This window comes from Paracoccus sp. S-4012, from assembly GCF_009674885.1.
GTDB lineage: Bacteria > Pseudomonadota > Alphaproteobacteria > Rhodobacterales > Rhodobacteraceae > Paracoccus.
In genome coordinates this window covers 45679-57254 of the sequence record NZ_WKKA01000017.1, presented here as the reverse complement: position 1 = coordinate 57254, position 11576 = coordinate 45679, and the positions used below count along the sequence as shown (strand labels likewise).

9 protein-coding genes and 1 pseudogene are annotated in these 11576 nt (G+C 69.3%); 6 read left to right on the top strand and 4 right to left on the bottom strand.

The window, feature by feature from the left end:
• Positions 1 to 461: 461 nt before the first annotated feature.
• A pseudogene (locus GI374_RS16190) lies at positions 462 to 959 on the bottom strand (transposase); the annotation flags it as partial.
• A gap of 66 nt (positions 960 to 1025) precedes the next feature.
• Here GI374_RS16190 and GI374_RS18910 point away from each other — a divergent pair.
• On the top strand, positions 1026 to 1226 hold the full coding sequence (locus GI374_RS18910; protein ID WP_195759963.1) for a hypothetical protein: 201 nt from the start codon (positions 1026 to 1028) through the stop codon (positions 1224 to 1226).
• Between the two features lie 43 nt (positions 1227 to 1269).
• On the opposite strand, the gene GI374_RS16185 is transcribed toward GI374_RS18910, so the two are convergent.
• Both GI374_RS16185 and gmd read right to left on the bottom strand, forming a co-directional pair.
• Positions 1270 to 2235, bottom strand: coding sequence for a GDP-L-fucose synthase family protein (locus GI374_RS16185; protein WP_370515416.1), 966 nt, complete (start codon positions 2233 to 2235; stop codon positions 1270 to 1272).
• Entirely contained in the window at positions 2232 to 3305 is a 1074-nt protein-coding gene (gene gmd, locus GI374_RS16180; protein ID WP_154338077.1) for a GDP-mannose 4,6-dehydratase, read from the bottom strand. Before gmd ends, GI374_RS16185 begins: the two co-directional genes overlap by 4 nt.
• 537 nt (positions 3306 to 3842) lie before the next feature.
• Here gmd and GI374_RS16175 point away from each other — a divergent pair.
• The 5 genes from GI374_RS16175 to GI374_RS16155 all read left to right on the top strand — a co-directional run bounded on the left by GI374_RS16175 (position 3843) and on the right by GI374_RS16155 (position 9512).
• Positions 3843 to 5267 carry a haloacid dehalogenase-like hydrolase gene (locus GI374_RS16175; protein ID WP_195759961.1) on the top strand — a complete coding sequence of 475 codons (1425 nt, stop codon included), beginning with the start codon at positions 3843 to 3845 and terminating at the stop codon, positions 5265 to 5267.
• Entirely contained in the window at positions 5264 to 6970 is a 1707-nt protein-coding gene (locus tag GI374_RS16170) for a glycosyltransferase (RefSeq protein WP_195759960.1), read from the top strand. The genes GI374_RS16175 and GI374_RS16170 overlap by 4 nt, the downstream gene beginning before the upstream one ends.
• Before the next feature lie 42 nt (positions 6971 to 7012).
• Positions 7013 to 8008: a glycosyltransferase family 8 protein gene (locus GI374_RS16165; protein ID WP_154338074.1), complete on the top strand. Its 996-nt coding sequence runs from the start codon at positions 7013 to 7015 to the stop codon at positions 8006 to 8008.
• Positions 8009 to 8079: 71 nt separating this feature from the next.
• Positions 8080 to 8961, top strand: a complete 882-nt coding sequence (locus tag GI374_RS16160; RefSeq protein ID WP_229583415.1) for a WecB/TagA/CpsF family glycosyltransferase — start codon at positions 8080 to 8082, stop codon at positions 8959 to 8961.
• A gap of 53 nt (positions 8962 to 9014) precedes the next feature.
• Positions 9015 to 9512, top strand: a complete 498-nt coding sequence (locus GI374_RS16155) for a TlpA disulfide reductase family protein (protein ID WP_154338073.1) — start codon at positions 9015 to 9017, stop codon at positions 9510 to 9512.
• Positions 9513 to 9747: 235 nt separating this feature from the next.
• Here GI374_RS16155 and GI374_RS16150 read toward each other — a convergent pair whose 3' ends face one another.
• Positions 9748 to 11562 carry a sulfate permease gene (locus GI374_RS16150; RefSeq protein ID WP_154338086.1) on the bottom strand — a complete coding sequence of 605 codons (1815 nt, stop codon included), beginning with the start codon at positions 11560 to 11562 and terminating at the stop codon, positions 9748 to 9750.
• Between the last annotated feature and the right edge of the window lie 14 nt (positions 11563 to 11576).

Genomic DNA, 11576 nt, shown 5'->3' with positions numbered 1-11576 from the left:
ACAAGCGCGCCGGGCACTTGAGCAATCCGTGAGCTCCGCGCCCGGCGCGCTTGCCCAACCCGAAACCGACCAATACCAAGTCCAAGGACTCTCGTCATGATCGAGGGACGCCGGGGGGGCAGGTCAAACTGACGGGCGCTCCCCCGGGCCTCCGGCCATGGTCGCCGACCCTGCGCCGTTTCCTGCGCCGGTATTTTGCCCGAGGCCGGGTTGGCGCGGAAGGCGACGCCGCACAAGCGCGACCCGGCAGGGCCTGAGGCATGCTTCACGCGGGGCGAGCGGCTGGATCGCTTGGGTCGGCAGGGGCTGGAGCGCGCCCGTGATCTCACCGCTTCGACGAGGGTCCGGGCGCTCGCCGCCCGTAGGGGGACGATGGCGCCCGGGGCAGGGCCCATTGCTGGCAGTCGTGCCCCGCGGGCATGGTGTAGGAGCGCCGGGCCTTCGGGAAGGTCCGAGCCTGATCATGACGCCACGGCGGGCAGCCTGACGTGGGATTGTCTGTGAGGCGCGCGAGCGTTCCAAGGCTCATGTAACGGCGCGTTACAGCCCATTCGTCGTTGGTCGCCAGCATCAGGGCGCCGACGAGCCGGACGATGGCCGCGTCGTTGGGGAAGATCCCGATGACGTCTGACCTCCGCTTGACCTCGCGGTTGACCCGCTCGAGTGGGTTCGTCGACGCGATCGGCGCCCAGTGCTCGCGCGGGAACGACATGTAGGCCAGGACATCGTCGCGGGAGGCGTCCATGAGAGCGACGAGCTTCTCGTTCTTCTCGCGTAGGGCGTCGGCTACGGTGTCCCACTGAGCCTCGGCTTCCCGTCTTCAGCATAGCCGCAACCGCCGCGCGCGGCTTGGCGGGGGCGTGCCCGAAGGCGTTCCGGAGCCAATGAATCCGGTACGTTTGATGCGTGGCGTCGACCCGGCGAGCTGCCGCGCGCCGGCCCTTGTGGTCGTCGGCGAGCCGGCTGGCGACAGGGAGGGCGGATAAGCCGGCGTGGCGGCTCCCGCTCCGGGCGCTGGAACAGGCATGCTGAAGAAAGGCTGGGACGTTACACACCCTCTATACGGTGTCGCGCAGCAAACAACGGAGACCTCATGGCTGGATCGCATGCTGGCGCGCAAGCCCCGGCTGCTTGTCGCCACGCTCTGGCCAACAGGATGGTCCGGGGCTGCGGGCGATGATGACGTAACGGCGCTGCTCATGCTGCCTTCCTCTTTCGAGAAGTAATCAGCGATTGCACAGAGGCGCCAGCCCTTTATGATTGCGTGACTTAGACCGCATTCTCCGCGACGGCCCGCTGCAGCCAGTTCTCGTGCAGCTGCTGCACCCCCTCGGCCAGCGGGATGCGCGCCCGCCAGCCCAGTGCCGCAAGCGCCGAAGTGTCGAGCTTCTTGCGCGGCGTGCCATCGGGCATCGAGCGATCATAGACGATCTCGCCGCGGAAGCCGGTGATCCGGGCGACCAGTTCCGCCAGGGCGCGGATCGAGAGTTCCTCCTGCGAGCCGACATTCAGGATCTCGCCGCCATGACAGTGTCGGGCCGCGAAGAGGCAGGCATCGGCGAGGTCGTCCGCATGCAGGAACTCGCGCATCGGGGTGCCGCTGCCCCAGACCGTCACCGTGGCGGCTCCCAGCCGCCGCGCGTCCGAGAACTTGCGCACCAGTGCGGGCAGGACATGCGAGGTTTCGAGGTCGAAATTGTCGTTGGGGCCATAGAGGTTGCTGGGCATCAGCGAGACGAAGGGATCGCCATACTGGCGGGCATAGGCCTGCGCCATCTTGACCGCGGCGATCTTGGCGATGGCATAGCCCTCATTTGTCGGTTCCAGCGGCCCGGTGAGCAGCGCGCTTTCCGGGATCGGCTGCGGCGCCTCGCGCGGGTAGATGCAGCTTGAACCCAGCACCACCACCTTCTCGCAGCCGATCCTGTGCGCGGCGGCCAGGAGGTTGGCGTTGATCATCACGTTCTCATAGAGGAAATCGGCCGGCGCCACGCTGTTGGCGAGGATTCCGCCGACCTTGCCGGCCGCGATGAACATGATCTGCGGTCGGTGCCGTTGCAGCCAGGCCTCGACATCCGCCTGCCGGAGAAGGTCGAGCTCAGCCCGCGAGGCCGTCAGCACCCGGCAGCCTTCCCGCGCCAGCCGCCGCACGATCGCCGATCCGACGAGGCCGCGATGACCGGCCACGAAGACCGTCTTCCCGGCGAGCGGGGACGGCGCCCCCACGGCGATCACCAGCCGATCCGCAGGTTGCTGTCGGCCACGGCCTTCGCCGCGGCGAGATCGGCCGTCACCATCTCGGAGACCAGGTCCTCGAAGCTGGTCGTCGGCTCCCAGCCCAGCCGCTCCCGCGCCCGGCGGGAATCGCCGAGCAGGAACTCGACCTCGGTCGGCCGGAAATAGGCCGGATCGACCTGGATCAGCTCGGCTCCGGTGCGCGCGCAGCGGCCGACCTCGTCGAGACCCTTGCCCTGCCAGTCGATCGACCGCCCGACCACGGCAAAGGCGCGGTCGACGAACTCGCGCACCGTATGCGTCTCGCCCGTCGCCAGCACGAAGTCCTCCGGCGCGTCCTGCTGGAGGATGCGCCACATGCCGTCGACATAGTCGCGCGCATGGCCCCAGTCGCGGCACGCATCGAGGTTGCCCAGTTGCAGCCGGGTCTGGAAGCCGCATTCGATCGCGGCGACGGCGCGGGTGATCTTGCGCGTGACGAAGGTCTCGCCGCGGACCGGGCTCTCATGGTTGAAGAGGATACCGTTCGAGGCGTGCATCCCGTAGGCCTCGCGGTAGTTCACCGTGATCCAGTAGGCATAGAGCTTGGCCGCCGCATAGGGGCTGCGCGGGCGGAACGGGGTGCTCTCGCTCTGCGGCCCGACGACGCTGTTGCCGAACAGCTCCGACGTCGAGGCCTGGTAGAAGCGGCACGTCCCGGCGAGGCCGAGGATGCGGATCGCCTCGAGGACGCGCAGGGTGCCAAGGGCATCCACATTGGCCGTGTATTCGGGCGTCTCGAAGCTGACCTGCACGTGGCTCTGGGCGCCGAGATTGTAGATCTCGTCGGGCTGAACCTCCTGGATGATCCGTATCAGGTTGGTGGCGTCGGTCAGATCGCCATAATGCAGGAAGAAGCGCGTCGGCCCGTCCTTCGGGTTCTGATACAGGTGATCGATGCGCCCGGTGTTGAAGGAGGACGACCTCCGCTTCACCCCGTGGACGATATAGCCCTTCGCCAGAAGATGCTCACTCAAATAGGCGCCATCCTGACCGGTGGTGCCGATGATCAATGCAATACGGTCCGTCATGGACGATCCTTGATTCCCTGAGCTGCGCCGTGACCAGCCCGAAGCGCGGCGGCGACCCGGAAGGGCCCATGCGATCCTTGCAGAGGCTTGCCGAGAACGGGCGACGGCAATCCGAGGAAGCCCTGCCCCTTTCAGCCGAGGGCGCCTGTCCGAAGGGATGATCGCTTGACCCCGACGCGGGCAGTCTGCGCCCCGCGCTGCAATGCGGGCCATCGGGCCAAGCGCGCCGGAACCTTCGCGGCAGGCCGGGGCGCGGCGGCGCCTCGCACCGGCTGTCGCCTCCTACGCCGTTTGATCGCCCCTTACCTCCTTCGAGGCAGGCTTCAGACCGCCACACGACCATTGCGTAAGCGCCTTGCCCGCAGATAACCCCGGGCGCGCCCCCGCCCTACGCCGTTAGCCGCCTGTGCGCGATGGAACCCGCATTGTAGGCTCGCCGGGGAGTGCAACGAGACGGAAAGCCGCGGCAGCATGTTGGATCGGGGACCAGGCGACGGCCCGAATGCGTGCGTTCACGACGCCTCGCCGGCAGTCGCCTTGGCCGCGGTCCGGGATTTCAGCGGCCCGGTGCTCGTCGATCTCGACGAGACGCTCTACCTGCGAAACTCGACCGAGGATTTCATCGACACGGCGCGGCCTGCACTGGCTGCGTATCTGCTGCTGAAACTGCTCGATGTCCTGCGGCCATGGCTGCTGACGGGGCCGGGCACCCGCGATGTCTGGCGGGTGCGTGCGGTCCTACTGGCTTTTCCCTGGGTGCTGCCCCTGTGGCGCCGCCGGGCAGCGGCCCTCGCCCGCGGCGCGACCAACATCGCCCTCAGCGAGGCCCTCGAGGCCCGCCGCGAGCCGCCCGTGATCGTGACCTTGGGCTTCAGGCCCATCGTTGCGCCGCTTCTGGCGGCGATGGGGTTCGGGGGCGCGCGCATCGTCTCGGCGCGGCTCTGGAACGCGGCCGACCGGCGCGGCGGAAAGCTGGGGTTCCTGCGGCGGGAACTGGACCATGCGGCGCTGCGGGGAAGCCTCTGCGTGACGGATTCGCTGGAGGACATGCCCGTTCTCGACGCCTGCGCGCTTCCGCTGCGGACCGTCTGGCCGGAGGCGCGGTTCCATCCCGCCTTCGCCGACCTCTATCTGCCGGGGCGGTATCTCACGCGGATCAAGCGGCCGAACAAGCACTACATCCGGCGCAGCATCCTGCAGGACGATTTCGCGCTGTGGGTGCTGTGCTCAGTCTGGCTGGCGCCGCTGCCGCTGCTGCACATCGCGGGACTTCTCTGCCTGCTCGTCTCGTTCTGGGCGATCTACGAGCAGGGCTATGTCGACAACGACCGCATCGCCGCCAGATTCGAGGCCGACCCGCGGTTGAGCGAAACCTGGGGCGTGATCCCCGTCGCCACCCCGAGCGTGGCGCCCTGGCTCTGGGCTGGCGCTGCGGGCTTCGCGGGCCTCGCCCTGATCGGCGGTTGGAGCCTGCCCGATCCGCTCAGCGCCGCGATCTGGGCCGGCGTCCTGCTTGCGACGGCGCTCTGCTTCCGCCTCTTCAACCGGCTCGACAAGTCCACGCGGATCTGGCCCTACGGCCCGCTTCAGCTCGCCCGCTGCGCCGCCTTCGCGGCCGTGGTGCCGCTGGTCCCCATGGCGCCCGCGGCCATCGGCGCGCATGTGGTCGAGAAATGGGTGCCCTACATCGTCTATCGCCGCGGCGGCGGTGCGGCATGGGATCTTCCGCTGCACCTGATGCGGCTCGGCTTCTTTCTCGCGCTGATCCTCCTCATCGCCGCCACCCAGGGACTCGGCGTCCTGATCGAGGCACCCACGCTCGCCTTCCTCGCCTTCACGCTCTTCAAGGCCCGCCGCGAGATCCGGTCGGCCCTTGCCAGAGCACGATGGATCACCCGCGCCGATCGCGCTTCCGCGGGGCACCGCCAGACCGTCGTCACAGACCGGACAGGAGCCAGATGACCCTCCACGCCAAACCCGACCCTGCGGCTGCCACGGTCTGCGAGGGACCGGCGGATCTGCCGGTCATGGACGAATGGCGCATCGCCGGGCGAGAACTCGTGGCGCGCCATTCCGGGGAACTCGACGGGCTCATCGACACGGTCGAGCGCCTTGTCGCCACCGGGGACTTCGCCCATGCCGCCGCCGCGGCACAGGTAGCGGCGAACCACGCCGTCATGTGGCATTCAGGCCGTTTCGCCAGCCATCGGCTGGAGGCGGCGATCCGGCGGCTGGGACATTCCGCACTGCCGGGGATCGGGACGCGGCGACCCCGGATGCGGCAGAGCACGGGCATGAATGTTCTTCACGTCGCCAGCCGGGTGGCCGGGATCGGGGGCGGTTCCCGCATGATCTGGCGGTGGATCGGTCGCGACCGGGCCAACCGGCACTCGCTGGCGCTCACCCGCCAGATCGATGCCGTGCCGGCGCGATTGCGCGATGCGGTGGCGGAAAGCGGCGGCCGGATTGCCCGCATCAACTTCTCGCTGGGCGGCCTCCTAGGCTGGGCGCGGCGGCTGCAGGCCGCGCTCGCGGAAGCCGACATCGTTGTGCTGCATGCCGACAATTTCGACATCGTGCCCGTCCTCGCGCTCGCCGGGATGGAGCGCCGGCCACCGGTCCTGCTCCTCAACCACTCCGATCATGTGCTGTGGCTCGGCGCGGGCTTCGCCGATCTCGTCGTCAACACACGCCGCTCGGGCCTTGAACTCTGCGTCGCGCGACGGGGTATCCCGCGCGAGCGGAACGCGCTGATGCCGCTCTGCCTCGAGCCGATGCCAAGAACGCTTTCGCGCGTCGAGGCCAAACGGATACTCGGCCTTCCCGAGGACAGCGTGGTGCTGCTGACCATAGCCCGCGCCGTGAAATACCGGGCGCTGGGCGGCGCGAGTTTCGCCGACACGCTCGTGCCCGTCCTCCGTGACGACCCACGCGTCCACCTCGTCGCCGTCGGCCCCGGAGGCGCGGTGGACTGGAGCGCGGCGATGGCGGCGGTGCCCGGGCGCATCCACCTGCATCCCGAGCGGCCGGACACCGCGACGTTCTTCCAGGCCGCCGACATCTACATCGACTCGTTCCCGTTCCCGTCGATCACCTCGCTTTTCGAGGCCGGCCTGTTCGGCCTGCCGTTGGTCTCGTTCTATCCGTTCGGTCCTGGCTGCGAGGTGATGGGCGCCGACTCACCCGGCATCGACGGGGTTCTCGTTCGCTGCGAGAGCGCCTCCGCCTATCGGGCCGAGTTGAACAGGCTGCTGGCCGCCCCCTCGCGCCGGGTCGCGGTGGGCGAGCGGACCAGGGCCAACATCGAGGCGACCAATATCGGCGAGGGCTGGCTTCGCGCGCTCGAGGCTGTCTACGACCGCGCCCTTGCTCTTCCCCCGCGCGCGCCGGGGGCCGGGTGCGACACACCCCGGCTGACCGACCTCGACGCCTTCCTGCCGTTCGTCTTCGGACATCTGGACCACGGACAAACCCCCGAGGTGCGGATGGCCTGCGCCACCGAGGCCGACCTCAGGCTCTTTCCCATTGCCGTGCGCTTGCAGACATGGCTGGGTCTCGCGCGCCGCCGGGGCTTCGTCTTCCGCAAGACTTCGCAGGCCTGGCGCTACCTGCTGCCGGAGTGGCTGACCGGCCGCCTGAAAGGACTTTCGAGGACATGGAGATGACCCGTGAACGCCACTGACCGGACCCCGCTGCCTTCCGGGCCCATGACGGTTCTTTTCTGCGCCAATCCCGGTTACTTCCAGCACCTCGCTGCGGCCGCCCGCTCGGTGGCCGATACGAGTCCCGGATCGGCCGTCGACTTCCACGTCCTCACCTGCGATTCCGATGCCGAGGCGGAGCGGAAGCTGCGGGACAGCCTTTCCGATGATCGCCTTTCGCTGACGATCCACCGCGTGGGCGACGCGCGCCTCAACGACTTCTTCGTCGACAAGTTCATGTCGAAGGAATGCTATCTGCGGATCTTCGCCCCCGAGGTTCTCTCATCCGATCTCGACCGGGTGCTCTACCTCGATTGCGACCTCGTCGTGCTGGACGATCTGCGGCCGCTCTGGGAAAGTGCGCTCGGGGGCAAGGCGGTCGGCGCCGCACCGGACTATCCGCGCCTGCCGTCGGTCATTTCGCCCACCCGCCGGCGCCAGCTCGGCATCCCGCTCGACCAGGTTTACGTGAATTCCGGCGTCCTGCTGATCGACTTGGTGCGGTGGCGCAAGCTCGGGCTGACGCGCAGGATTCTCGATTATGTCGAGACCATGGGCCCGGCGCTCGAATTCTACGACCAGGACGCCATCAATGCCGTTCTTTCGGACGAGCTGTTCCTGCTCGACTGCCGCTGGAACCTTCAGGCGCGGATGTATGCCTGCGGACGACAGGCCTTCCCGCTGGAGTTCGAGGCCACGCGCGAGGCCCGGCGCCGGCCGGCGATCCTGCACTACACGGGGTCCGAGAAGCCTTGGCTGTTCCGCTCGCGGATCCCGCGGAAGGGCGATTATTTCGCCGCGCTGAGCAGGACGCAATGGGCCGGCGCCCTGCCCCGCGTACAGGGTTCGGCGCAGCGGCTCGAGTTCCGCTTCGGCCGGATGCTGGCGCTGATGGGGTTCGATTACATGCAGGCTGCCCACTACCTGCGTCGCCTCGGGGGATTGGTGACGCGCAGGACCGCGCGCCGCGTGACCGGGTCGGGTCCGCGTCCCGCGCCGTGACACTGCAGCGCTCATCCGAATGGCCAAGTCCCTGTGATGCGGCCGCCGGTATAACCTCGAGGTCACATCGCATGGGACGGGCAACGAACATGGGCAGCATGAGTCACTCCGGGACGGCAGGCGGGCCTCGCAGCGAGGTTCCGTGGATCAATCTGCTCGGCATGCGGCTCTCGGCGCTCGACCTCGACCGCGCCGTGGACCGCGTCCTGGCGGCGGTCGAACGGCGCGAAGGGGGCTATGTCTGCATCCGCGACGCCCATGGCGTGGTGAAGTGCCATCATGACCCCGCGCTGCGGGCGGTCCACAACAACGCCCTTCTGGTGACGCCGGACGGGATGCCCCTCGTCTGGGCCCTGCGGCTCGCGGGTCATCGCGAGGCGGATCGCGTCTACGGGCCGGACCTGATGCTCGCCCTGTTCGACCGGGGACGGGATCACGGGCTGCGTCACTTCCTCTACGGCGCGACGCCCGAGACCCTCGACCTGCTGGAGGCGCGGCTTCTGGCGCAATTCCCCGGCACGCAGATCGCCGGCCGCCACGCTCCCCCGTTCCGCGCCCTGACCGAGGCCGAGCGGAGCGATGTGGCCGCGCAGATCAACGCCTCCGGCGCGGACATAGTCTGGGTCGGGCTGGGAACGCCGAAGCAGGAGCTGTGGATGGCCGAGATGCAGCCGCTTCTGCCGTCAGCGGTGCTGATCGGGGTGGGGGCGGCTTTCGACTTCCATGCCGGCGGGAAGCGCCAGGCGCCCCGCTTCATCCAGCGCAGCGGCCTCGAATGGCTGTTCCGCCTCGCCTCCGAGCCGCGGCGCCTCTGGCGGCGCTACGCGGTCACGGTGCCGAGCTTCATGCTGCTCTGCGCCTGCCAGGCGCTTCGGTTGCGCAGCTTCCCCGTGCCGCCCGCCCCCGACGCGCCGCAGCGCGCAGCGCCGGAGGGGCCGGCGATGGGGGTCTGACAAAGCCGCCCGTCGCTGGACCTTCCATCCGGTCGGGTGTTCAGATGGTCTCCATGACCACCCTGCCCGAGCCCGACATCACCGAGTGGATCAACAGCCCGCCCCTGACTCTGGCGGGACTGCGAGGCAAAGTGGTGGCGCTGCACACGTTCCAGATGCTCTGTCCGGGTTGCGTCAACCGCTCGCTGCCGCAGATGCAGCAGGTTCATTCGATGCGGATGCCGGATCTCGCCGTAATCGGGATCCACACCGTCTTCGAGCATCACGAGGTGATGACGCCCGCGGCGCTGAAGGTCTTCCTGTCCGAATACCGCCTGACCTTCCCGGTCGGCATCGACCGCCCCCGCGAGGACGGGTTCATGCCCGTCACCATGCGCGAATGGGGATTGCAGGGCACGCCCACGACGCTGCTTCTCGACCGCGAGGGGCGGTTGCGGCACCACGCTCTCGGGGCCGAGGCCGACCTTGTGCTGGGCCTGAGGATCGGCGCGCTGCTGGGCGAGGCGCCGAACGCCGCCGCAACCGGACCCTCCTGCACGACCCACGGCTGAGCCTCGCCGGGTCGAGGCCGGTCTGCTGAGCGGAACCTCGGCCGCGTCCCCCTCGCCCACCCGCCGATCTCGCAAGACAGCATTGCGGCCGCGGCTGGAGCGCAGTGGTCACGCGTGACGTGGCGCCATGGAGGGTGGGGGTGGGCGGGCGGTCCGCCGCCGCTTTCCTGAGGGGATTGCCGCGCGGATTGAACCCAAGCCGTGAGCGCGAAGATCGAGCTGCGCGGCTCCGCCTTCACCCCGGCCGCCGCGACGCCCGCTCGGGAAAGGTCCGTGCCGCGTCGATGTCGGGCCGTGCCGCCAGGTCGGCGCGGCGGGTCGTCTCCGGCGCGAGTTCGCCCAGCGCCTCGTGATGCGACAGGAACACGCGGCCGGTGAGGTGGCGCAGGAAGTCGCTGCGCGCGAGGCGGTCCATCACCGGGCCCTTCACCTCCGAGAAATGGAGCTTGACGCCCGCATCGCCCAACCGGTGCATGATCAGCTCGAGGCTCTCGAGCGCGCTTGCGTCGATGCCGTTCACGGCGGCGCAGTCGAGGACGACGTGGCGGACCTGCGGGCGCTCGGCCACCGCCCGCTGCACGATGTCCTCGATCGCACGGGCGTTCGCGAAATAGAGGCTCTCGTCGATGCGCAGGCTCAGCACCTCGGGCGCGCAGACGACGTCGTGGCGCAGGACGTTGCGGAAATGCTGGGTGCCGGGGATCTGGCCGACGACTGCGACATGCGGGCGCGAGGTGCGCCAGAGGTGCAGCAGCACCGACAGCGCAACCCCCGTGACGATGCCCGGCTCGACGCCGAAGCCCAGCGTCACGAGGATGGTCCCGGCCATCGCGGCGAAGTCGAACCGCGAGAAGGCCCAGGTCCGCCGCAGCGCGCCCAGGTCAACGAGGCTGAGGACGGCGACGATGATGGTGGCGGCGAGCACCGCGATCGGAAGGTGGAAGAGGAGCGGGGTCAGAAACAGCGACGCGAGCGCTATGCCCGCGGCCGTGTAGGCGCCCGCCGCCGGGGTTTCCGCACCGGCGTCGAAGTTCACGATCGACCGCGCGAAGCCGCCGGTCACCGGGTAGCCGCCCGAGAACGCCGCCGCGAGGTTGGCGGCGCCGAGGCCGATCAACTCCTGATCCGGCCGGATCGACTGCCGCCGCTTCGCCGCGAGCGTCTGCGCGACCGAGACGGATTCGGCAAAGCCGATGATCGAGATGAGGAACGCCGCCGGCAGCAGCGCGGTCCAGAGGGACAGGTCGAGCGGCGGCAGCGACAGGGCGGGCAGCCCCTGCGGCACCTCGCCCACGACCGCGACCCCGCGCGCCTCGAGGCCGAACCCGACCACGGCGAGGATCGAGATGGCAATCGCGACCACCGGCCCGGTCCGCGCCAGCAGGGCGGCCGCGCCGGAGGACAACCCGAGCCGCCGGAGCGCCGGCCCGAGGCCGGTGCGGGACCAGAAGAGGAAACCCGTCGCCGCGACCCCGACGACGAGCGTCGGCAGATTGGTCTCGGGCAGCCCCCGGGCGAGCGCCCGCCCTACCTCCAACAGCGTGTGCCCCCCCGCCCGCACGCCGAGGATATGCTGCAGCTGGCTCGCGGCGATCAGCAGGCCGGAGGCGGCGATGAACCCGGAGATGACCGGGTGCGACAGCAGGTTCGCGATGAAGCCGAGGCGGAACGCCCCCATGACAAGCAGAATCAGCCCGGAAAGCAGCGCGAGGATCAGCGCGGCGGTGACATATTCCGCGCTTCCGGGCGCCGCCACCGCCTCGGCCGCGGTCGCGGTCATCAGCGAGACCACCGCCACCGGGCCGACCGCAAGCGTGCTGCTGGTCCCGAAAAGCGCATAGGCGACCAGCGGCAGGATCGAGGCATAGAGCCCGACCACCGGCGGCAGGCCAGCCAGCATCGCATAGGCCAGCGATTGCGGGATCAGCATGATCGTCACGATCGCCGCCGCCAGCCCGTCGCTGAGGAACGCCCGCCGGTCGTAGCGGCGACCCCAGTCGAGGACGGGCAGATATGATGCCAGCCGGCCCGCCGCCCCGGCTCTCCGCATGGTCATGCCCCGGC